The organism is Streptomyces sp. NPDC020780 (assembly GCF_044334475.1).
GTDB lineage: Bacteria > Actinomycetota > Actinomycetes > Streptomycetales > Streptomycetaceae > Streptomyces.
The window spans coordinates 135951-157402 of the sequence record NZ_JBIRTB010000015.1 but is presented as its reverse complement, the minus strand read 5'-3'; the positions used below and the strand labels follow the sequence as shown (position 1 = coordinate 157402).

Here is a 21452-nt window from a genome sequence, read left to right as displayed (position 1 = left end):
TTGCGGTGCACCGCACCCAGGTCCCCGTGACATACTGCGTAACGCGCTCCGCATCCCCCGTCGGAGTGACGGACTGACGCCGGGCAGCTCCCCCCGTGGCTGCTCGGCGTCGCCCTTTCTCCGGCGGGGATGCGTACGGAGCCCGGTGCGGGACCTCACTTAGGGTTGAGGCCGTGAACCTCCCCGAATCCTCTGCCGAGAGCGCCTTGGGCGCACCGGTCTGTTCCGCCAAGGGCTGCCGCGCCGATGCCGTGTGGGTGCTCGCCTGGAACAATCCGAAGCTGCACACCCCGGAGCGCCGCAAGACCTGGCTGGCCTGCGAGGAACACCGGGAGCACCTGGCCTCGTTCCTCGGGGTACGCGGCTTCCTGAAGGACGTCGTGCCCCTGGTGGAGTGGGAGTCCTCAGCCACCGATCGCTGACATCGGGCGGTCGGGCTGCAGGAAGGCGGGGTCGTCGAGGCCGGAGCCCGCCTTCTTGCCCCACATCGCGAGCCGCCAGATCCTGGCGATCTCCTCGTCCGGAGCGTCCGAGCGCAGGGCGCCTCTCAGGTCCGTCTCCTCGCGGGCGAACAGACAGGTGCGGACCTGGCCGTCCGCGGTGAGCCGAGTGCGGTCGCAGGCCCGGCAGAAGGGCCTGGTCACGGAGGCGATGACGCCGACGCGGTGAGGACCGCCGTCCACGGTCCAGCGCTCGGCGGGGGCCGAGCCGCGCTCGTCCTCCCCTTCGGCGGTCAGGGTGAAACGGGTACGCAGCGAGGCGAGGATGTCTCCCGCCGTGATCATTCCGTCGCGCTTCCAGCCGTGCTGGGCGTCGAGCGGCATCTGCTCGATGAACCGGAGCTCGTAGTCGTGCTCCAGGGCCCAGGCGAGCAGCTCGGGGGCCTCGTCGTCGTTGAGTCCCGGCATGAGGACGGCATTCACCTTGACCGGGGTGAGACCGGCCTCACGGGCTGCCTCGAGTCCGGCCAGGACGTCCTTGTGGCGGTCGCGGCGGGTGAGCGTCTTGAAGACGTCGGGGCGCAGGGTGTCCAGCGATACGTTGACCCGGTCCAGGCCTGCCGCCTTCAGGGCGGCGGCGGTGCGCTGGAGCCCGATGCCGTTGGTGGTGAGCGACATCCGGGGTCGGGGGTCCAGAGCTGCGCAGCGCTCGACGATGGAGACCAGCCCGGGGCGCAGCAGCGGCTCCCCGCCGGTGAAGCGGACCTCCGTGACGCCGAGCTCCGTGACGGCGATGCGGACGAGTGTGACGATCTCGTCGTCGGTCAGGAGGTCGGGCTTGGCGAGCCACTGCAGGCCTTCCTCGGGCATGCAGTAGGTGCAGCGCAGATTGCACTTGTCGGTCAGTGAAACACGCAGGTCGGTGGCGACCCGGCCGTAGGTGTCGATGAGCACTGTGGGCCCCCTCCCCCGGTGATGTCCGCCGATGTGGTCTGACTTCTCCCGAGAGTACGCGAGACCTGTGACATCGGGGGTGCCCGTTTGTCACGAGGTGCGGCGGGGCCCCGTCGTAGGACTCTACGACGGGGCCCCGGGGGGCCGTCGGCCGGCGCGGTCAGTGGGCTCCCGTGCCGGTGAGGGACTTGACCTCGAGTTCGGCGTACTTGGCGGCGTCGGGCTCCTCCTTGGAGAGGGCCGAGCCGGCCCAGCCGAGCAGGAAGCCCAGCGGGATGGAGATGAGGCCGGGGTTCTCCAGCGGGAACCAGGCGAAGTCGACGTCCGGGAACATCGAACTGGCCTTGCCGGAGACGACCGGGGAGAAGAGCACCAGCAGGACCGAGGAGGCGAGACCGCCGTAGATGGACCAGAGGGCGCCCTGCGTGGTGAAGCGCTTCCAGAAGAGGCTGTAGAGGATGGTCGGCAGGTTGGCCGACGCGGCGACGGCGAAGGCCAGGGCGACGAGGCCGGCGACGTTCAGGTCGCGGGCCATGGCGCCGAGGGCGATCGAGACGATGCCGATCGCGACGGTGGCCCACCGGGCGGCACGCATCTCCTCCTTCTCGGTCGCCTGCCCCCTGCGGATGACGTTGGCGTAGATGTCGTGGGCGAAGGAGGACGAGGAGGCGAGGGTGAGACCCGCGACGACCGCGAGGATGGTGGCGAAGGCGACGGCCGAGATCACGGCGAGCAGGACGGCGCCCCCGGTGGTGCCGACCCCGCCGAGGTACTCCGCGAGCTGCGGCGCCGCCGCGTTGCCCGCCGGGTTCTTCGCCTTGATCTCCTCGGGGCCGATGAGCGCGGCGGCACCGAATCCGAGGGCGATGGTCATCAGGTAGAAGGCGCCGATGATGCCGATGGCCCAGTTGACGGACTTGCGGGCCGCCTTGGCGGTGGGCACGGTGTAGAAGCGGATCAGGATGTGCGGCAGGCCGGCGGTGCCGAGGACGAGGGCGAGCCCGAGCGAGATGAAGTCCAGCTTCGAGACGCCGGTGACGCCGTACTTGAGTCCCGGCTCCAGGAACGCCGCTCCGTGGCCGCTCTTCTCGGCGGCGGTGCCCAGCAGGTCGGAGACGTTGAAGTCGAACTTCCACAGCACCATGAAGGTCATCAGCAGCGCGCCCGCGATGAGGAGCACGGCCTTGACCATCTGGACCCAGGTGGTGCCCTTCATGCCGCCGATGGTGACGTAGACGATCATGAGTACGCCGACCAGGGCCACGATGAGGACCTTGCCGGCGTCGCTGGTGATGCCGAGCAGCAGCGAGACGAGGACGCCCGCTCCGGCCATCTGGGCCAGCAGGTAGAAGATCGACACGACGATGGTCGAGACGCCCGCGGCGGTACGGACCGGCCGCTGGCGCATCCGGTAGGCGAGGACGTCGCCCATGGTGTAGCGGCCGGAGTTGCGCAGCGGTTCGGCCACGAGCAGGAGGGCCACGAGCCAGGCGACGAGGAAGCCGATGGAGTAGAGGAAGCCGTCGTATCCGAAGAGGGCGATGGCGCCGGCGATGCCGAGGAAGGACGCGGCGGACATGTAGTCGCCGGAGACCGCGAGGCCGTTCTGGAAGGCGGTGAACTGGCGGCCGCCCGCGTAGAAGTCGGACGCGTTCTTCGTCTGGCGGCCGGCCCAGACGGTGATGGCGAGGGTCGCGGCGACGAAGACGGCGAAGAGGCTGATGATCAGCGGGCGGTGCTCGGCCGTCGAGGAGGCGGCGAGCTGGATCACGGGGTGCGGGTGGTACGCGGCGCTCATGCGTCGGCCTCCATACGGGACTTGATGGCCGCCGCCTGGGGGTCGAGCTTCCTCGTGGCGTGGCGCGAGTAGAACCAGGCGATCAGGAACGTGGTGGCGAACTGGGCCAGGCCGAACACGAAGGCCACGTTGAAGTTGGCGACGACCTTGGTGCCCATGAAGTCCCCGGCGTAGCTGGACAGCAGCACGTAGAGCAGGTACCAGGCGACGAAGCCGACGGTCAGCGGGAAGGCGAAGGACCGGTGGGACCGGCGCAGTTCGGTGAACTCCGCACTGTTCTGCGCCTCGAGGAACGCCTCGGCGGTGGGTTGGGCGGGACGCTTGTCCGTACTGGCCTGGGGCGGCGGTGCATCGGTAGCCACGGATTCTCCTCGCGACGCGGGTGCGGTGGTCGGGACGGTGCTCTTCACAGGAAGTCCTCGGGGTGGGGGTGCGGTACGACTCCCTGACAACGGCACGGAGAGCGCGGCGAAGCGGTTCACCGGGGGGTCGTCCTTCTCGGACTGACGTCTGCGGGTGTCAGGTGTCACCCCCTCAGATCACACCTCGAACTCACTTGCCCATATTCATTGATGTATCGCACTGATCAGCGATAACTTCACTCGTCATGTACGTGACCGGATACAGACTTGTGTCCGGTCATCAAGCACGGATGATGTGGAGAACCCATGGCTCATCTGGCATCCGGACGGACCCGCGTACTCGCGCCGGCCGTCGGACTCGCCCTCACGGCCTCGCTCGGTTTCCTCCCGACGGGGATCGCCGCGGCGGCACCCGCGGACGAGCCGGCCGCGGCGGTCCGGGCCGACGGCCCCGAGTTGTCGTACGTGGTGAACACGCGGGGCGGTCAGGGGACCGTCAAGCAGGTGAAGAAGGCGATAGCCCGGGCGGGCGGCACCGTCATCACGTCGTACGACAAGATCGGCGTCATCGTCGTCCACTCGAAGGATCCCGGTTTCGCCGCGTCGGTCCGCAAGGTCCGGGGAGTGGTCTCGGCGGGTGCCACCCGCACCAACCCGATCGTTCCGCAGGCGACCAAGGACATCGGGGTCGAGCAGCCCCTCACCGCGGCGCAGGCGGAGGCCGCGGCCGCGGAGGCGACGGCGGGCCAGGACCCGATGGAGCCCCTGCAGTGGGACCTGCCCGCCATCAAGGCGGACAAGGCGCACGAGAAGTCGCTCGGCAGCAGCAAGGTCACGGTCGCCGTCATCGACACGGGTGTGGACGACACGCACCCGGACCTGGCGCCGAACTTCGACCGCCGGGCCTCGGTGAACTGCGTGTCCGGCGCGCCGGACACGACGGACGGCGCCTGGCGCCCCGCCGCCGGTGAGAGCGACCACGGCACGCACGTCGCCGGCACCATAGCCGCGGCGAAGAACGGCACCGGCATCACCGGTGTCGCGCCCGGCGTGAAGGTCTCCGGCATCAAGGTGTCCAACCCGGACGGCTTCTTCTACACCGAGGCCGTCGTCTGCGGCTTCGTCTGGGCAGCCGAGCACGGCGTCGACGTGACGAACAACAGCTACTACACCGACCCGTGGCTGTTCAACTGCAAGAACGACCCGGACCAGGGTGCGCTGGTCGAGGCGGTCACCCGTGCCACCCGCTACGCGGAGGGCAAGGGCGTCGTCAACGTCGCCGCGGCCGGTAACTCGGACCACGACCTGGCCCTCGACGCCATCGAGGACACGACGAGCCCGAACGACACGACGACGGTCACCCGCACGGTCGACCCGAGCGAGTGCCCGGACATCCCGACCATGCTGCCGGGTGTCGTGACGGTCTCCTCGACCGGCGCGAAGGGCCTGAAGGCCTCGTACTCCAACTACGGTCTCGGCGTCATCGACGTCGCGGCCCCGGGCGGCGACCGCACGGCATACCAGACCCCGGCACCGCCGGCCACCAGCGGCCTGATCCTCTCCACCCTCCCCGGTGGCGGGTTCGGCTACAAGGCCGGTACGTCCATGGCGTCCCCGCACGTCGCGGGCGTCGTCGCCCTGATCAAGTCGACCCACCCGCACGCCTCGCCGCGCACGGTGAAGGCGCTGCTGACCCACCAGGCCGACGCCACGGCGTGCGGCGCCCCGTACGACATCAACGGTGACGGCACCGTCGACGCGGTCTGCGAGGGCGGCACCGACTACAACGGCTTCTACGGAGCCGGTGTGGTGGACGCGCTGGACGCGGTCCGCAAGTAGGCACGCGGTCCACGGGAACGACCTGAGGAGGGGCCGGGGGCGGCGATCGCCCTCGGCCCCTCCGCCGTACGGCCCCGGACGAGCCCGCCGGCACGCCCGGCTCAGTTCCTGACGTCCGCCGCGCGGTACGCCCCGGGGTCCGCGCCGGCGGGGCGCCCGCGGGCGGCGAGCACCCCCTCGGTGAGCAGGTACTGCGCGGCCAGGTACGTCAGCATGATCCAGAAGTCGTGGGCGGGCGGCTGCGGCCGGTCCGCGATGCCGGTGGCGATGAGCCCGTCGGAGAGCAGGAACAGCGCGCCGCCGAGCGCGGCGCGAGGACCGAGGGCGCCGGCCCGCCAGGCCATGGCGGTGAGCAGCAGGGCGTAGCCGGTCAGCGGGACGCGCAGCTCACCCGGCAGGCCGGGCCAAAGGAACGCGACGAAGGCCACGAGGACGGCGGCGTACGCGAGTCCGGCGGCGGTCCGGGCGCGGACGCGGCCGAAGAGCAACAGGTAGCAGAGGTGCCCGGCGGCGAAGCAGGCCATTCCGGCGAGGAAGGCGGCGTCCTCGCCGGACAGCAGCAGCACGTCACCGCCCCAGCCGGCCAGCAGAGCGGCGACGAGGAGCCGGGGGCCTTTCCGGGCGGCCGCGTAGGCGGCCAGCAGCGGCATCAGCAGCGGCTTGGCGACGAGGTGGGCGGCGGACACGCCGGCCAGCAGGCCTGCCAGGTCCAGTACGGCCACCGCGAGGAAGGCGACGAGCAGCGGGCGCGCGGCTCGGCGAGGGACACCGGTGGCGGGCCTCATCCGGCACGCTCGCCGGTGACGCGCGGCTGTGCGGGCACCCGGTCCTGCGGCACCCTTCCGGAGGGCTGCCAGCCGGGCCCGCGGAAGATCCGGCCCGCCCTCTCGCTCCAGCTGCCGGCCGCGCGTACGTCGCGTGCGATGGCGGCGTACTCGTGTGTGGCGACCCGGACGGGGTTGTGGGTGGCGATGTTCTTGGTGAGGCCGAAGACGGGCCGCTCGGTCTCGGGGGCGAAGGAGCCGAAGAGCCGGTCCCAGACGATCAGGATGCCTCCGAAGTTCCGGTCGAGGTAGCCGCCCTGGGAGGCGTGGTGCACCCGGTGGTGCGAGGGCGTGTTGAGTACGTACTCGACGGGGCGGGGCAGCGTGCCGATCCGCTCGGTGTGCACCCAGAACTGGTAGACGAGGTTGACCGAGGAGCAGAAGGCGAGCGCGGCCGGATGGACCCCGCAGGCGACGAGGGGGACGTAGAACGGCCAGACGGTCAGTGAGGTCCACGGCTGGCGCAGGGCGGTGGTGAGGTTGAACTTCCTGCTGGAGTGGTGGACGACGTGGCAGGCCCAGAGGATCCGGACGACGTGGTGTCCCCGGTGGGACCAGTAGTAGAGGAAATCCTGGGCGAGCAGCATCAGCAGGACGGTCCACCACAGGACGGGGACGCGCAGCGGGGTCAGTTCGTACACCGCGGTGTAGACCGCCACGATGGGTATCTTCCACAGAAGGTCGAAGACCAGGCTGCCCAGCCCCATGGTGACGCTGGTGGCGGCGTCCCGGGCGTCGTACCCGGCGGCTTCCTCGTCCGGGTGGAGCCGGTGGACCGCCATTTCCAGGACGGTGAGCAGCACGAAGGCGGGGATGGACCACAGCACGACATCGGGCAGGTTCGGCTCCATCCGAGCACCGTAGAGCCACCGGCGGGCTGCGCATAGATGTTGTTACCGACAAGTATGTGAGACCTGGCGTCAGGAGTGGTTGACGGATTCCGCCAAGGGCCCCCCGCATCACGGTCCGTGGGCGCCACGCCCCACGGGACCGTGGGCATCCCGGCCCCTTGAGCACCCCGGACCGTGGGCGCCGGACCCGCGGACGCCCCCGGACTCGGCGACCGCCCCCCGCCTCACACCCCCGCCGCGCCCAGCAGCACCCCCGCCGCGTACGTCACCGCCATCGCCACCGCACCGCCGGCCGTGTTGCGCAGCACCGCACGCCCCGCCGGCGCCTCGCCCAGCCTGGCGCTCCACCAGCCCGTGAGGGCCAGCGCGGCGAGCACCGAGAAGACCGTGACGGGCAGCCGCACCGCGACCGGCGGCAGCACGATGGCCAGCAACGGCAGCAGCGCGCCGACCGTGAAGGCCAGGAAGCTCGCGCCCGCCGCGTGCCAGGGGTTGGTCAGGGCGTCGGGGTCGATGCCCAGCTCGACCTCGGCGTGTGCGCGCAGCGCGTCCCGGCGGGTGAGCTGAGCGGCGGCCTCCCGGGCGACCTCGGCGCTCAGCCCCTTGTCCTCCAGCAGGCCCGCCAGTTCGGCGAGTTCGGCCTCGGGGGTCTCCTCCAGCTCGCGCTTCTCCGTGACGAGCGCCGCCCTCTCCGAGTCGCGCTGGGTGGACACCGACACGTACTCCCCCGCCGCCATCGACATGGAGCCCGCGAGCAGCCCGGCCAGCCCGGCGGTCAGCAGGGTGCCGCGGTCCTGGGTGGCCCCGGCCACGCCGACCACGAGGCCGGCGGTGGAGACCACGCCGTCGTTGGCCCCGAGCACGGCGGCCCGCAGCCAGTTGAGCCGGGCGCCGAGTCCCTTTTCGTGCGGTTCGTCGTGGTCCTGCGCCTGTGTCTCCGTCACTCCGGAAGCGTCTCACCGCACCCGCGCCCGGCGCACCTCGACCCGCCCTGCCGGGCTTGGCCGCCAACTCCTCCGTGCACTTCAGGGGTTCACGCTCCCTCCCTTTTCCCGGCCGACCGGATAGGAGGCTGTCGGTACCGGCCCGTATTCTCTGTGACCATGCTCGACGACCGTCAGACCGCAGCGCCGTGGCCGACCGCCTACCCCCGGGGGTACGCGGTCGTCGACGTGGAGACCACCGGACTCGCCCGCGACGACCGGATAGTCTCCGCTGCCGTCTACCGCCTGGACGCCCTGGGCAACGTCGAGGACCACTGGTACACGCTGGTGAATCCCGAGAGGGATCCGGGCCCGGTCTGGATCCACGGGCTGACCAGCGACGTCCTGGAGGGCGCTCCCCTCTTCCCGGAGGTGGTCGCGCAGTTGTCCGAGCGTCTCGCCGGGCGGGTGCTCGTCGCGCACAACGCGGCGTTCGACTGGTCGATGCTGGCCAGGGAGTACGCGCGGGCGGCGGTCACCGCGCCCGTCGAGCAGCGCCTGTGCACCATCGCGCTCTCCAAGGAGCTCCGGCTGCCCCTGCCCAACCACAAGCTGGAGTCGCTGGCCGCGCACTTCGGTGTGGTCCAGCAGCGCGCACACCACGCGCTGGACGACGCCCGGGTGCTGGCCGAGGCGTTCCGGCCGAGCCTGCACGCGGCGGCCCAGGACGGCGTGCGCCTGCCGCTGCTGGAGTGCCGCCCGCTGACCGAGTGGCAGGACTCCCCCGTCGTAGCGCGCGTGGGCTATCAGCCGTCACGCGCCCAGGGCAGCTGGCGCCCCTCCCGCAAGCGCCCCGCGTGCCCGTACCCGAACCCGGGCAGGTACCGGCCGGACCGGCCTCTGATGCAGGGCATGCGGGTGGCGTTCTCCGGGGACACCTCCGTCGACCGCGAGCTCCTGGAGGACCGGGCGGTGGAGGCCGGGCTGCACGTGGCGACCAGCGTCTCCCGGCTGACGAGCCTGCTCGTCACCAACGATCCGGACTCGCCGACGTCCAAGACCGTCAAGGCGAAGTCGTTCGGTACCCCGATCGTGGAGGAGAGCGCCTTCACCCATCTGCTGCGGGACGTCGCCCCGGCCCGCACGGTGGCGGTTCCCCCGCCGTCACCGTCATCGGAGTGAACCGGCCACGACTCGCCCGTCAACCGCTCGCCCGCCGCCGCCCGGCATCCCACCCTGTGGCGCATGGCACGTTGTGAGGTTTGCGGAAACGACTACGGGATGTCCTTCGAGGTGCACGCGCAGGGGGCGGTACACGTCTTCGACTGCTTCTCCTGCGCCATCCACCGCATGGCACCCATCTGTGAGCACTGCCGGGTGCAGGTCATCGGCCAGGGCGTCGAGGTCGACGGCCACTGGTACTGCGGCGGCCACTGCGCCCGGGCCGAAGGAAGGACGGGCATCGTGGACAAAGTATGACGGGCCCCACGGGGACCCCTCCGTGCCGCACCCCATGGCCCCGGTTGTACGGTCATGGGGTGTACCGCTTCCTGTTGACCCGGCAGTGGGTGATCGTCACCCTCCTCGTCCTCGTCCTGATCCCCACGATGGTCGAGCTGGGTTTCTGGCAGTTGCACCGGCATGAGCACCGCGTCGCCCAGAACGCGCTGATCACCCGGAACCTCGAGGCCGCCCCGGCCCCGGTCACACGTCTCACGTCACCGGGGCACACGGTTCCCCGCTCCGACTACTGGCGGACCGTGACGGCCACCGGGACGTTCGACACCGCGCACGAGGTGGTCGTGCGGCGCCGTACCTCGCGGGACGAGCGCATCGGTGTCCTCGTACTGACCCCCCTGAACCTCAAGGGCGGCGGCACGGTCCTGGTCAACCGCGGCTGGGTCCCCGCCGCTGCCACCCAGGAGGCATTCCCGGAGGTTCCGCCACCGCCGCGCGGCGAGGTCACCGTCACCGGCCGGCTCAAGGCCGACGAGACGACGGGCGCCAGCGGCATCAAGGACCTGGCGGGTCTGCCGGACCGCCAGGTGATGCTCATCAACAGCGCCCAGCAGGCACAGCTGCTCGGCCGCCCGGTCCTGGGCGGCTACATCGAGCTGACCGCCCCCGAACCTGCCGACGGCAGTCCCGAGACGATCGCGGCCCCCGACGACGGTTCCATCGGCCCGCACATGGCGTACGCGGTCCAGTGGTGGCTCTTCGCGGCCGGGGTCCCCGTCGGCTGGGTGATTCTCGTGCGCCGGGAGAAGAGGGACCTCGAACAGGCCGCCCGGGACGGCGCGACGGCCGCCGAGCCGGAGCCGGCGAACGCGTAAACCCTCCCGTGCCGTTTTCGGCCCGGCCGCCCTGCTTAACAGAGCCCGGCTTCGGGAAGACGCCAGAGCGTGACCCCACGCATCGAGGACTACGCCCTCATCGGCGATCTCCAGACCGCCGCCCTGGTCGGCAGGAACGGTTCCGTGGACTGGCTGTGCCTGCCGCGCTTCGACTCCGGTGCCTGCTTCGCCGCCCTCCTCGGTGACGAGGACAACGGCCACTGGCGCATCGCCCCCCAGGGCACGAGCAGCGACGACACCTGCACCCGGCGCGCCTACGTGGACGACAGCCTGGTCCTGGAGACCTACTGGGAGACCAGGACCGGGACGGTCAAGGTCATCGACTTCATGCCGCAGCGCGACAAGGCGCCCGACGTCATGCGGATCGTCGAGGGCGTCAGCGGCAGCGTCGACATGAGCTCGGTCCTGCGGCTGCGCTTCGACTTCGGTTCCGTGGTGCCGTGGATGCGCCGCTCCCACGGCCACCGGGTCGCGGTGGCCGGTCCCGACTCCGTCTGGCTGCGCAGTGAGCCGCCGGTCAAGACCTGGGGACAGCAGTTCAGCACCTGCTCCTCCTTCACGGTCAGCGAGGGCGAGAGCGTGGCCTTCGTCCTCACCTGGCATCCCTCGCACTCCCCGCGCCCGAAGCTGATCGATCCGCACAAGGCGCTGAAGCACACCCTGACCGACTGGGCGAAGTGGTCCGCGCAGTGCACGTACCGGGGCAGGCACCGGCAGGCGGTGCTCCGCTCCCTCATCACCCTGAAGGCACTCACCTACGCCCCCACCGGCGGAATCGTGGCCGCCCTGACCACCTCCCTGCCGGAGGAGATCGGCGGCGTACGGAACTGGGACTACCGCTACTGCTGGCTGCGGGACTCCACCCTCACACTCGGCGCCATGATCTCGGCCGGCTACGTCGAGGAGGCGGCGGCCTGGCGGGACTGGCTGCTGCGGGCGGTCGCCGGTGACCCGGCGGACCTGCAGATCATGTACGGGCTCGGCGGCGAACGCCGGCTGCCCGAGACGGAACTGCCGTGGCTGAACGGGTACGAGAACTCCCGGCCGGTCCGCACGGGCAACGCGGCCGTGCGACAGCGGCAGCTCGACGTGTACGGCGAGGTCATCGACTCGCTCAGGGTGGCGCGCGAGGCCGGGCTCGACGACAAACCGCACGCCTGGAACCTACAGCTCAGCCTGCTCGGCTTCCTGGAGTCGACCTGGCGGGAGCCGGACGAGGGGCTGTGGGAGATCCGGGGACAGCGCCGGCACTTCGTCCACTCGAAGGTCATGGCCTGGGTCGCGGCCGACCGCGCGGTACGCACCCTGGAGCAGTACCCCCGACTGCCCGGCGACGCCGACCGCTGGCGGGCGATGCGGGACGCGGTGCACGCCGAGGTCTGCGAGAAGGGCTACGACCCGGAGCGCAACACCTTCACCCAGTACTACGGCTCCCGTGAGTTGGACGCGGCGACGCTGCTCATCGTGCGGACCGGATTCCTGCCACCGGACGATCCCCGGGTCGTCGGCACGGTCGACGCGGTCCGCGACGAGCTCGCCCACGACGGGCTGATCCGCCGCTACAGCACCGAAGGCGCGTCCGTGGACGGTCTGCCCGGCACCGAGGGCGCCTTCATCGTCTGCTCGTTCTGGCTGGTCGACGCGTTGCAGCGAACGGGCCGGGCCCAGGAGGCCGAGGAGCTCTTCGAGCGGCTCCTCACCCTGCGCAACGACGTGGGACTGCTGGCGGAGGAGTACGACCCGGTGAACCGGCGCCAGCTGGGCAACTACCCGCAGGCGTTCAGCCACATCGGGCTGGTCAACAGCGCGGTCGACCTCAGCGCCGGGGACCCGGCAGTATAGAGCCATGGATCTTGGACTGAAGGACCGCGTGTACATCGTCACCGGCGCGACCCGTGGGCTGGGCAACGCCACCGCGCGCGCCCTCGTCGCCGACGGCGCGAAGGTGATCATTTCCGGACGGGACGAGAAGAGCGTCTCGGCGGCCGCCGGCGAACTCGGGCCGGACGCGGCCGGGCTCGCCGCCGACAACGGCGACCCGGAGGCGGCCCGGCGTCTCGTCGACGCCGCGAAGGAACGGTTCGGCCGGCTGGACGGCATCCTCATCAGCGTCGGCGGTCCGGCACCCGGCTTGGTCGCCGACAACACCGACGAGCAGTGGCAGGCCGCCTTCGAGTCCGTCTTCCTCGGCGCCGTACGCCTGGCCCGTACGGCCGCCGCCGCATTGGGCGAGGGCGGCGTCATCGGCTTCGTGCTGTCCGGGTCGGTGCACGAGCCGATCGCCGGTCTGACCATCTCCAACGGTCTGCGGCCCGGCCTCGCCGGCTTCGCCAAGTCCCTCGCCGACGAGCTGGGTCCGCGCGGCATCCGGGTCGTCGGGGTGCTGCCGTCCAGGATCGACACCGACCGGGTGCGCGAACTGGACGCCCTGTCCGGTGACGCGGAGGCCTCCCGCACGGCCAACGAGGCGCGCATCCCGCTGCGCCGCTACGGCACCCCCGAGGAGTTCGGGAAGACCTCGGCCTTCCTGCTCTCCCCTGCCGCCTCCTACCTGACGGGCATCATGGTGCCGGTCGACGGCGGCGCCCGGCACGGGTTCTGACCCGCCGGACCGTCAGTTCACCCGCTGGGCGCGGTGCTTGACGGCCCGGAGGCGGACCTCGGCCGGCAGCTCGGCCAGGCCCGCCGAGGTACGCGCGTGGTACAGCGCCCGCTCGGACAGGCCGCGCAACGCCTGCTCCGGGGCGGCGTGCGGCTCCATCAGCAGCCGGACGCGGGCCCGCGGGGCGGTGCGACGGCCGGTCAGCGAGACCTTGGCGTCGGACACCCCGTCCATCGCGCCGGCCTCGTCCCCGAGCGCACCCTCCAGGGCCCTGCCCCTGAGCAGGGCACCCTCGCCGTCCCCGCTGTCCACCAGCACCTCGGCGAGGCGCGCGCGCCGCAACTGGGCCAGCAGCCACCACAGGGCGAGGAGCACCAGGACGGCGAGGACCGCGATGACGGTCGGCCACCACCAGCCCTCGTCCCGCCAGCGGTAGCGGTCCCCCCTGCTGAGCAGCACATCGTCCCGGCCGTCGAAGGGCCACCAGGAGGGCACGGACACACCGAGCCCCGTGGCGAGGACGGAGCCTCCGACGACCAGGAGGATCAGTCCGGCCAGGCCGAGCAGGACCCGGTTGACGGTCGCGATCACGCGCCTCACCTCTTCTTCGCCGAGCGGCGGACATGGACGGACAGTCCCGGCGGCCGCGCCAGGCCCAGATCCCTGATGCCCGTGCCCACGGCGGTGTCCAGGTCGTCCCGCACGTCGTCGAGTTCACGGAAGTGGGAGACGGCGCGCACGGTCGCCCTGCGCCGCCGCATCCGCACCCGTACGGACTCCACCCCGGGCACCTCGGCGGCCCGGTCGCGCAGGACCATGGCGGCCGCGGTGCGGTCGAGTCCGGCCCGTACGCCGGGGTGGTCGCGTCGCATCGGCAGCAGCGCGCGCAGGCCGGGGGTCAGGGCCAGGAGGAGCAGCCACAGGCCGATGGCCGCCGCCGCCGCGGAGCCCGCCAGCACCCATACGTCGTCGAGGTGACGGCTCGCCAGGTCGTCGGCGAGCGAACGCCGCCACCGCATGCCCGGGTGGCCGGTCCGCACCGCCGCGATGTCGTAGAGCAGGAGGCCGGCGCCCGCGAAGACCAGCAGGGCGACCAGGGCGGCGGGAACGCGCCGTGCGGACCAGAAGCGGCGCGCCCGGCCGCCGGTTCGCCCGCTCGCGGTCACGGGTTCGTGGGTGGAACCCGATCCGGTCCGGACCGTGTCGAGTACGGCGCCGGACGCCGCCGGGCCGATCGTGGGCAGGCGCTGCGTGCTGTCCGGCGGCTCCTGGGGTTCGCTGCTCATCTCGTGCTCCCCTCCGGGACAGCGCCCGTTTCCGTGAAGTGCAACCGCTCGACCCGCACCGAGACTTCGGGCACCTCCATTCCCGCCAGTGCTCTTACCCGCTCGGCGACACGGTGACGCACCGCCCCGCACTGGCCGCCGACATCACCCGGATAGCCGAGTTCGAGGCTGACGCGCACCCGGGCGGACTCACGGTGCACGGTGACCGTGGCACGCGGAGGCCTGCCGCCTCCGGGCGGCTCGGCGACCGCCTCCCTGGCCGCCTGTGCCGCGATCTTGGCCACGACCCGGTCGGCGATCCGGGTCTCCCCGCGGTCCGCGGCGGCGACCCGGTCCGTCACCGCCCTCACCGTCGCCGGTCGCCGCGCTCGCGACTCCGGAAGAAGTCGCCGGGCTCCAGGTCGCCGTCCAGGAAGCGGCCGGCGATGAAGCCGACGGCCCCCAGTGCGGCGACCAGCAGGAACGCGCCGAACCCGCCGAAGTACCCGGCGAAACCTAGCGCCATGCCGGCGATCAGGCCGACCACAGCCATGCTCATCTGTGCTCCTCAACTGCCTCGGGGACGAGGACTACTGCACGCGTGACCCGGACTGGTCCTCGTCGTCCTCCTCGTCGGGGAGCTTGACGTCGCTGACGGCGATGTTGACCTCGACGACCTCGAGACCGGTCATGCGCTCGACCGCCGCGATGACGTTCTCCCGGACCTCGCCGGCCACATCCGAGATCGACACGCCGTACTCGACGACGATCTCGAGGTCGAGGGCGGTCTGCGATTCGCCGACCTCGGCCTTGACACCGCGGGTCACGGACTTGCCGCCGCCCGGGACACGGTCGCGTACGGCGCCGAACGTACGGGACATGCCGCTGCCCATCGCGTGGACACCGCCGACGTCACGGGCCGCCATTCCAGCGATCTTCTCGACCACACCATCGGCGACGGTGGTGCGGCCGCGGGTGGCGGGAGCTCCCCCGCCTCGCTTGGCGAGCTGGTGCTGACGGCCGTCCTCCCCGCCGGACACGCTGCCGGGGTTGTCAGGCCTGTTCCGCTGGGGGCTCTCCGTCATCGCCGCTCTTCCCTTCGGGGGGCAGGGTTGGACTTCCGATGCCCACATTAAGTGCGCTTGCCCCGTTACGCGCCAGGGATACGGCAGGCTGGGGCAATGACAACGGCTGAGGGCCCTCACCGGGCCGACGGATGGACCGCCGCGGTACGCCAACGGCTCGGCCTGGGCAGGCTGCTCCCCCTGGGCGGGCCCGCCGACGGGTCCTGGATCGCGGAACGGGCGGCGACGGCGGTACTGCGGGACGCCACGGCCGGTGCGGGAGCGCTTCTGGGGCCGCTGAGGATCGCCCCGGCGGACCCCGCCGGGGCGACCGAGCCGGTGGTGCCGGGGCCGCCGAGCGCGCTGCCGCCGGGGCCGCTGCGGATCGAGGCCGGTTTCGCGGCGACGGCGGCGCGGCCGCTGCCCGCCACCGCCGCCGCGCTGCGGGCGGCGCTGCTGGCGGCGGCGGCCGAACGGCTCGGCCTGGTGGTCGACGAGGTGAACCTGCGGGTGACGGACCTGCTGGACGAGGAGCCCGGGCCGGCCGGGCCGCCGGAGTCGGCCGAGGTGCGGGCCGCCGAACCGGACGGGCCGGCGGCAAGGGTCGCCGCCCGGGTCCCCGGGGTCGTCTCCCTGACCCGGGAGCTGGGCAACGCGGTGCACTCCGCCCCCGGCCACGTCCGGGTGGAGCTGGCCACGGCAGGGGACCGCAGGGCGCTGGACGTGGCCCGCGCGGTACGCGAGGCCGTGTCCGGGGCGGTGGAAGGCCGTCCGGCGGTCGCCGTGCTCGTCACGGCCGTGGTGGGTCCCGCCCGGGAGTGACCGGGCCCGCCCCGAGCGGGTCGGGTCACGGCGGGCTCAGCCGGTCACGGCGGGCTCAGTCGGTGACCCCGGCGAGGTCCCGCAGCCGCCGGCCCTGGGCGGCGCGCTCGGCGGCGCGCTGCTCCTCGTACGTACGCGCGTGGGCGCCGCCGAGCAGGGCCTTGGTCTCCACCACCGCGTCGCGCGGGGCGGCCAGCAGGGCGGCGGCCAGGTCACGGACGGCCGCGTCGAGCTGGTCGGCGGGGACCACCAGGTTGGCCAGGCCGGTGCGCTCGGCCTCCTCGGCGTGTACGAAGCGGCCGGTGGCGCAGATCTCGAGCGCGCGGGCGTAGCCCACGAGGCCCACCAGGGGGTGGGTACCCGTGAGGTCGGGAACGAGGCCGAGGCTGGTCTCGCGCATCGCGAACTGCACGTCGTCGGCCGCGATCCGCAGGTCGCAGGCGAGGGCGAGCTGGAAGCCCGCACCGATCGCGTGTCCCTGGACAGCCGCGATCGACACGATGTCGTTGCGCCGCCACCAGGTGAATCCCTCCTGGTACTCGGCGATGGTCGCGTCGAGTTCGGTCTCCGAACCGCGCGCCATCTCGAGGAAGGACGGCTCACCGTCGAACCCCTCGGGGGTGAACGCCTGCCGGTCGAGGCCGGCGGAGAAGGACTTGCCCTCACCGCGCAGCACCACGACCCGCACGGTGCCGGGGAGCGCCCGTCCGGCCTCTGCCAACGCCCGCCACAGAGCGGGAGACTGAGCGTTGCGCTTGGCCGGGTTGGTGAGCGTCACCGTGGCCACCGCGTCGTCGACGGTGAGCCGTACGCCGTCCTTGTCGAGCACAGGGTCGAGTGAGGTCATGGAACGCCTCCGGATCGGGTGCAGTCAGCACTTACTGGCAAGTAACTGAACAGTAACCACCCGGACGACCTGTCGGTCGGCCGGGTGGCCACCCGGTGTTCCGGTGAGCCCCGGGGCCGGTGAACGGCGGGCGACCATGCCCGCAGTCAGGCCGAAGCGGCCTTCTTGCCTCGAGTCGCCCCGCCGCGTCCCCGTAGCGTGACTCCGGACTCGCTGAGCATCCGGTGGACGAATCCGTAGGAGCGGCCCGTTTCCTCGGCCAGCGCCCGGATACTCGCACCGGAGTCGTACTTCTTCTTCAGGTCTGCCGCGAGCTTGTCACGCGCGGCGCCGGTAACCCGGCTGCCCTTCTTCAGAGTCTCGGCCACCCGTGCCTCCTCAAGGAAGTGCGCTCTGGACTCTCATGATCACCCCTACCGGGCTTCCTGGCCACCCATTCGGCAAGGTCCGCACGAGCGGTTTCACCGTCATGGAGGGGGCCGACACAAACGGAACACCGTCCTCCGCGGGCTTGAGCGGGTGCTGGGAGCCGTGGCGGGAGAGAACGCCCAGGTCAGAGCCGTACCCGCGCGGCGGGCCGCACAGGAGTGCGCCCGGCAGACATCTGCCGGGCGCCGCGCCGGGGTACGAGAGCCACTCACCCAGATGAAGGATCACGCATGGGCCGAATGATCCATGGGCGGGGGATCACCGGCGTCGGCGGGCGGGTCAGGCGAGGGCCACCAGGTCGCGGTAGTCGGCACCCCAGAGGTCCTCGACCCCGTCGGGCAGCAGGATGATCCGCTCGGGCTGGAGTGCCTCGACCGCGCCTTCGTCGTGGGTGACGAGGACGACGGCGCCCTTGTAGGTGCGCAGCGCGCCGAGGATCTCCTCGCGGCTGGCCGGGTCGAGGTTGTTCGTCGGCTCGTCCAGGAGCAGGACGTTGGCCGAGGAGACCACCAGGGTCGCCAGGGCGAGCCGGGTCTTCTCGCCGCCCGAGAGCACCCCGGCGGGCTTGTCGACGTCGTCACCGGAGAAGAGGAACGAGCCCAGCGTCTTGCGGACCTCGACGAGATCGAGGTCGGGTGCGGCGGAGCGCATGTTCTCCAGGACGGTGCGCTCCGGGTCCAGGGTCTCGTGCTCCTGGGCGTAGTAGCCGAGCTTGAGGCCGTGGCCCTCGATGATCTGGCCGGTGTCGGGCTTCTCCGCGCCGCCGAGCAGGCGCAGCAGCGTGGTCTTGCCCGCGCCGTTGAGGCCGAGGATGACCACGCGCGAGCCCTTGTCGATGGCCAGGTCCACATCGGTGAAAATCTCGAGCGAACCGTAGGACTTGGAGAGACCCTCGGCCATCAGCGGCGTCTTGCCGCACGGGGAGGGCTCGGGGAAGCGCAGCTTGGCCACCTTGTCGGAGACCCGGACGGCCTCCAGGCCGGAGAGCAGGCGCTCGGCCCGCTTGGCCATGTTCTGGGCGGCGACGGTCTTGGTGGCCTTGGCGCGCATCTTGTCGGCCTGCGAGTTGAGGGCCGCGGCCTTCTTCTCGGCGTTCTGGCGCTCGCGCTTGCGGCGCTTCTCGTCGGCCTCGCGCTGCTGCTGGTAGAGCTTCCAGCCCATGTTGTAGATGTCGATCTGGGCGCGGTTGGCGTCGAGGTAGAAGACCTTGTTGACGACCGTCTCGACGAGTTCGACGTCGTGGGAGATCACGACGAAGCCGCCGCGGTAGGACTTGAGGTAGTCGCGCAGCCAGACGATGGAGTCCGCGTCCAGGTGGTTGGTGGGCTCGTCCAGGAGCAGGGTGTCGGCGTCCGAGAACAGGATGCGGGCCAGCTCGACGCGGCGGCGCTGACCGCCGGAGAGGGTGTGCAGGGGCTGGCCGAGCACCCGGTCGGGCAGGCTGAGCGCGGCGGCGATGGTGGCGGCCTCTGCCTCGGCGGCGTATCCGCCCTTGGTGAGGAACTCCGTCTCCAGGCGCTCGTACTTCTTCATCGCCTTCTCGCGGGTGGCGCCCTTGCCGTTCGCCATGCGCTCCTCGTTCTCGCGCATCTTCCGCAGCGTCTCGTCGAGCCCGCGGGCCGAGAGGATGCGGTCGCGGGCGAGGACGTCGAGGTCGCCGGTGCGGGGGTCCTGCGGGAGGTAGCCGACCTCTCCGCTGCGTGTGATGGTGCCGCCGGCCGGGGTCCCCTCCCCGGCGAGGCACTTGGTGAGGGTGGTCTTGCCCGCGCCGTTGCGGCCGACGAGGCCGATGCGGTCACCCTTGGCGATGCGGAAGGAGGCGGACTCGATGAGGATGCGGGCGCCGGCACGCAGCTCGATGCCGGAAGCGGTGATCACGGGTAAAACTCCAGGGCGTAGGGGCGGCGGAGGGACAGCTGGGAACGCACGACTCGACGCCGTTACTCAATGCACAAGGAGAATTGCCATGGGACTCAGTCTACTGGCGGTGTCCACCGGCTTTTCCCGTGCTCTCCTGCCCGCCTCCGTGCCGTCGTCCGTGGCCGGCGGCCGTCCGTCCGGGAGCGCGTGGGCGCATGCCCGGTGGAAGACTGAGACGCAGATCACTACAAGACGGCGACTACGGCCGGGACGAGGTGAGCGTGATGACAGGCGCGAGCGGTGTGCCGACGATCTACCCGACGATTCTGTACGACGACGCGAGGGCGGCGATCAGGACGCTGACGCAGGGCCTGGGCTTCACGGAGGAAGCGGTCTACGAGGGCGAGAACGGCAAGGTCCTGCACGCCGAGCTGTCCTGCGGGAACGGCAGGGTGATGCTCGGCTCCAAAGGGCACGAGGGCGTCTTCGCGAAGGCGATGGCCGACGCGGGGCCCTCGGGGGTGTACGTCGTCGTGGACGAGGTGGACGACCACCACGCGCGGGCCGTGGAGCACGGCGTGGAGATCCTGATGCCGCCCACCGACCAGGACTACGGGTCGCGGGACTTCATGGCGCGCGACGCGGAGGGCAACGTCTGGACGTTCGGGACGTACACCCCGGGCTCCGCGGGCTGACAGCGTCCCCCGGGAGTCCGGCGGGACCGCTCTCGGGGGGCCTTCGTCCGGATCGGGCCGGCGCGAGCGCGGCGTGATCCGGACGACAGCCCTCAGACGCCGCCGGTGTGCACCTGGAAGGCGGCGCGGCGGACCGCCTTGGCGAGCGCCGGGTCCGGGTGGGCGGCGGCCAGGGCCACCAGCACCTGGACGGTACGCGGATGGCCGATGGCCCGGACCTCGTCCAGCAGTGCCGGGACGGTGCCCTGCACCGCGGAGTCGAGGTGGCGTACGAGCAGCCCCGTCTCACCGTGGTCGGCCACGGCCGCCGCGGTGTCCACCCAGAGCCAGGTGGCCTCCTCGCGGCTGAGGACGTCCTGGGCGTCGTCCGGATCGGCGCCCTCGTACTCGGCGAGCCAGAGCAGCGCGTACGGGCGCAGCGAGGGCTCGGTGACGACGGAGCGCACGACGGGCTCGGCAGGGGCGCCGACGACGCGGAGCGCCTCGAAGGCGAGTCCGCGCAGGAGGGCGTCCTCGCCCCGGGCGACGGCCAGGAGTTCGGCGACCGCGCTGCCGACGGGCCGGGCCGCCAGCCAGGCCCGGTACTCGGCGCGGGCGGGGCCGGGGGTGAGCCGCGCGCAGCCGAGCAGCATGTCGGCGGCGGACTGCTCGATGTTGCCGGCCGGGCTCTGTGCCGCGACACAGATCTGTTCCAGCTTGACCCAGACCGCCCAGTTGCCCAGGGGGGTGAGGGTGGCGTGTCCGGCGCCGAGCGTGAGGGCCCCGACGGCGGCGAGTCCCTCGAGCGCCCAGTCGAGGAGGACGGCGTTCAGGTCCTCGGAGCGGCCGGGCGGCGCGCCCGTCGGCGGCTGGGGCGGCCCGCACGGCACCTCGCACCGTTCCTCGCGGAGTTCCGCGACCCGCTGGCCGAGGAGGTCGAGGAGTGCGGGCACGGTGACGGGGCCCGCCGAGAGCTGCAGCAGGGAGAGCACCTGGGGCACCGCCTCGACGGCTTCGGCCACGGCGGTGGCCTCCATGCCCTCCGGGGCGGCGTGGACCAGCGACCAGGCGTCGAAGAGCGCGACCCAGCCGCGGAGCACGGCCGAGTCGTCGCGGTCCCAGGCACGCAGCCGCCAGCCGGGGCGGGCGGTGTCGCCGTGCAGCTCGATGAGCCCGGCGAGCCGCGCCCGGTCCCAGCCGGTCTGGACCTGGGCCGGGGAGAGCTCCAGGGCCGCCGCGGCCCGCCGGAGGGCCTGGGCGGCGAGGGGGATCGTTCCCGGACTCTCCCCGTCCGCCGCCCAGTGGGCGATCCGTACGGCATCGGCGAGTACGGCCCGGGCCTGGCGTGCCAGTTCCGCGGGGGGCGGGGTGCCCTCGGGTGGGCGGGGGGCCGGCCTGGTGCGCCGGGTGGTCACGGCCTTGCGTGCGGTGGCAAGGGGTCGCGGGCGGACAAGTCGCAGCCTGGAGTCGCGCGGGTTACGGGACGTCACGGGGAGCAGTCTTGCCTCTGACGGCCCGAAAGCCCAAACGGAAGCCGGATCGCC

24 protein-coding genes are annotated in these 21452 nt (G+C 71.9%); 9 read left to right on the top strand and 15 right to left on the bottom strand.

Annotation, left to right across the window (positions count from 1 at the left end; translation table 11 throughout):
- The first annotated feature begins 173 nt into the window (after positions 1-173).
- Positions 174-422 carry a hypothetical protein gene (locus ACH4VO_RS26445; protein WP_360994079.1) on the top strand — a complete coding sequence of 83 codons (249 nt, stop codon included), beginning with the start codon at positions 174-176 and terminating at the stop codon, positions 420-422.
- Here ACH4VO_RS26445 and moaA read toward each other — a convergent pair.
- From moaA to ACH4VO_RS26430, 3 genes are all read right to left on the bottom strand, one after another.
- Positions 405-1394 (bottom strand): GTP 3',8-cyclase MoaA, encoded by a 990-nt coding sequence (gene moaA / locus ACH4VO_RS26440; protein ID WP_360994076.1) that lies wholly within the window; start codon positions 1392-1394, stop codon positions 405-407. The two genes, ACH4VO_RS26445 and moaA, sit on opposite strands and share 18 nt — an antisense overlap.
- Positions 1395-1554: 160 nt before the next feature.
- The gene (locus tag ACH4VO_RS26435; RefSeq protein WP_360994073.1) at positions 1555-3192 is read right to left on the bottom strand and encodes a cation acetate symporter; all 1638 of its coding nucleotides are present in this window, start codon (positions 3190-3192) and stop codon (positions 1555-1557) included.
- Positions 3189-3554 carry a DUF485 domain-containing protein gene (locus tag ACH4VO_RS26430; RefSeq protein WP_360994071.1) on the bottom strand — a complete coding sequence of 122 codons (366 nt, stop codon included), beginning with the start codon at positions 3552-3554 and terminating at the stop codon, positions 3189-3191. The genes ACH4VO_RS26435 and ACH4VO_RS26430 overlap by 4 nt, the downstream gene beginning before the upstream one ends.
- 306 nt (positions 3555-3860) lie before the next feature.
- On the opposite strand from ACH4VO_RS26430, the gene ACH4VO_RS26425 reads away from it, so the two are divergent.
- Positions 3861-5393: a S8 family serine peptidase gene (locus ACH4VO_RS26425; protein WP_360994069.1), complete on the top strand. Its 1533-nt coding sequence runs from the start codon at positions 3861-3863 to the stop codon at positions 5391-5393.
- Between the two features lie 101 nt (positions 5394-5494).
- Here ACH4VO_RS26425 and ACH4VO_RS26420 read toward each other — a convergent pair whose 3' ends face one another.
- The 3 genes from ACH4VO_RS26420 to ACH4VO_RS26410 form a co-directional block, all read right to left on the bottom strand.
- Entirely contained in the window at positions 5495-6178 is a 684-nt protein-coding gene (locus tag ACH4VO_RS26420; RefSeq protein ID WP_360994067.1) for a lysoplasmalogenase, read from the bottom strand.
- Positions 6175-7068 (bottom strand): sterol desaturase family protein, encoded by an 894-nt coding sequence (locus ACH4VO_RS26415; protein WP_360994064.1) that lies wholly within the window; start codon positions 7066-7068, stop codon positions 6175-6177. The genes ACH4VO_RS26420 and ACH4VO_RS26415 overlap by 4 nt, the downstream gene beginning before the upstream one ends.
- Before the next feature lie 224 nt (positions 7069-7292).
- Entirely contained in the window at positions 7293-8012 is a 720-nt protein-coding gene (locus ACH4VO_RS26410; RefSeq protein ID WP_360994061.1) for a VIT family protein, read from the bottom strand.
- Positions 8013-8165: 153 nt separating this feature from the next.
- Here ACH4VO_RS26410 and ACH4VO_RS26405 point away from each other — a divergent pair, with 153 nt between their 5' ends.
- The 5 genes from ACH4VO_RS26405 to ACH4VO_RS26385 all read left to right on the top strand — a co-directional run bounded on the left by ACH4VO_RS26405 (position 8166) and on the right by ACH4VO_RS26385 (position 12947).
- The gene (locus ACH4VO_RS26405; protein WP_360994058.1) at positions 8166-9173 is read left to right on the top strand and encodes a DEDDh family exonuclease; all 1008 of its coding nucleotides are present in this window, start codon (positions 8166-8168) and stop codon (positions 9171-9173) included.
- Between the two features lie 63 nt (positions 9174-9236).
- Positions 9237-9470 carry a hypothetical protein gene (locus tag ACH4VO_RS26400; RefSeq protein WP_078492597.1) on the top strand — a complete coding sequence of 78 codons (234 nt, stop codon included), beginning with the start codon at positions 9237-9239 and terminating at the stop codon, positions 9468-9470.
- A gap of 59 nt (positions 9471-9529) precedes the next feature.
- Complete coding sequence (locus ACH4VO_RS26395) at positions 9530-10324, top strand: SURF1 family protein (RefSeq protein ID WP_360994055.1); 795 nt, start codon at positions 9530-9532, stop codon at positions 10322-10324.
- 69 nt (positions 10325-10393) lie between these two features.
- Entirely contained in the window at positions 10394-12187 is a 1794-nt protein-coding gene (locus ACH4VO_RS26390) for a glycoside hydrolase family 15 protein (protein ID WP_360994052.1), read from the top strand.
- Between the two features lie 4 nt (positions 12188-12191).
- Positions 12192-12947 carry an SDR family oxidoreductase gene (locus ACH4VO_RS26385; RefSeq protein WP_360994049.1) on the top strand — a complete coding sequence of 252 codons (756 nt, stop codon included), beginning with the start codon at positions 12192-12194 and terminating at the stop codon, positions 12945-12947.
- A 12-nt stretch (positions 12948-12959) separates the two neighbouring features.
- On the opposite strand, the gene amaP is transcribed toward ACH4VO_RS26385, so the two are convergent.
- The 5 genes from amaP to ACH4VO_RS26360 are packed head-to-tail and all read right to left on the bottom strand — an operon-like array spanning position 12960 to position 15297.
- Positions 12960-13538, bottom strand: coding sequence for an alkaline shock response membrane anchor protein AmaP (amaP, locus tag ACH4VO_RS26380; protein ID WP_360994047.1), 579 nt, complete (start codon positions 13536-13538; stop codon positions 12960-12962).
- 5 nt (positions 13539-13543) lie between these two features.
- Positions 13544-14233 (bottom strand): DUF6286 domain-containing protein, encoded by a 690-nt coding sequence (locus ACH4VO_RS26375; RefSeq protein WP_360994044.1) that lies wholly within the window; start codon positions 14231-14233, stop codon positions 13544-13546.
- The gene (locus tag ACH4VO_RS26370; RefSeq protein WP_360994041.1) at positions 14230-14583 is read right to left on the bottom strand and encodes an iron-sulfur cluster assembly protein; all 354 of its coding nucleotides are present in this window, start codon (positions 14581-14583) and stop codon (positions 14230-14232) included. Before ACH4VO_RS26370 ends, ACH4VO_RS26375 begins: the two co-directional genes overlap by 4 nt.
- The gene (locus ACH4VO_RS26365; protein WP_307127690.1) at positions 14580-14771 is read right to left on the bottom strand and encodes a hypothetical protein; all 192 of its coding nucleotides are present in this window, start codon (positions 14769-14771) and stop codon (positions 14580-14582) included. The genes ACH4VO_RS26370 and ACH4VO_RS26365 overlap by 4 nt, the downstream gene beginning before the upstream one ends.
- Before the next feature lie 31 nt (positions 14772-14802).
- Positions 14803-15297 carry an Asp23/Gls24 family envelope stress response protein gene (locus ACH4VO_RS26360; protein WP_360994039.1) on the bottom strand — a complete coding sequence of 165 codons (495 nt, stop codon included), beginning with the start codon at positions 15295-15297 and terminating at the stop codon, positions 14803-14805.
- 96 nt (positions 15298-15393) lie between these two features.
- Here ACH4VO_RS26360 and ACH4VO_RS26355 point away from each other — a divergent pair, with 96 nt between their 5' ends.
- Positions 15394-16098, top strand: a complete 705-nt coding sequence (locus tag ACH4VO_RS26355) for a hypothetical protein (protein WP_360994036.1) — start codon at positions 15394-15396, stop codon at positions 16096-16098.
- Between the two features lie 55 nt (positions 16099-16153).
- Here the strand turns inward: ACH4VO_RS26355 and ACH4VO_RS26350 are convergent, their stop codons facing one another.
- The 3 genes from ACH4VO_RS26350 to ACH4VO_RS26340 form a co-directional block, all read right to left on the bottom strand.
- Positions 16154-16945, bottom strand: a complete 792-nt coding sequence (locus tag ACH4VO_RS26350; RefSeq protein WP_360994033.1) for an enoyl-CoA hydratase/isomerase family protein — start codon at positions 16943-16945, stop codon at positions 16154-16156.
- A gap of 146 nt (positions 16946-17091) precedes the next feature.
- Positions 17092-17313, bottom strand: coding sequence for a helix-turn-helix domain-containing protein (locus ACH4VO_RS26345; protein ID WP_006123601.1), 222 nt, complete (start codon positions 17311-17313; stop codon positions 17092-17094).
- Between the two features lie 340 nt (positions 17314-17653).
- On the bottom strand, positions 17654-19252 hold the full coding sequence (locus ACH4VO_RS26340; protein WP_069172240.1) for an ABC-F family ATP-binding cassette domain-containing protein: 1599 nt from the start codon (positions 19250-19252) through the stop codon (positions 17654-17656).
- A gap of 266 nt (positions 19253-19518) precedes the next feature.
- On the opposite strand from ACH4VO_RS26340, the gene ACH4VO_RS26335 reads away from it, so the two are divergent.
- Positions 19519-19929 carry a VOC family protein gene (locus tag ACH4VO_RS26335; RefSeq protein WP_360994030.1) on the top strand — a complete coding sequence of 137 codons (411 nt, stop codon included), beginning with the start codon at positions 19519-19521 and terminating at the stop codon, positions 19927-19929.
- Positions 19930-20021: 92 nt separating this feature from the next.
- Here ACH4VO_RS26335 and ACH4VO_RS26330 read toward each other — a convergent pair whose 3' ends face one another.
- Positions 20022-21323: a hypothetical protein gene (locus tag ACH4VO_RS26330; protein WP_360994177.1), complete on the bottom strand. Its 1302-nt coding sequence runs from the start codon at positions 21321-21323 to the stop codon at positions 20022-20024.
- Positions 21324-21452: the final 129 nt, after the last annotated feature.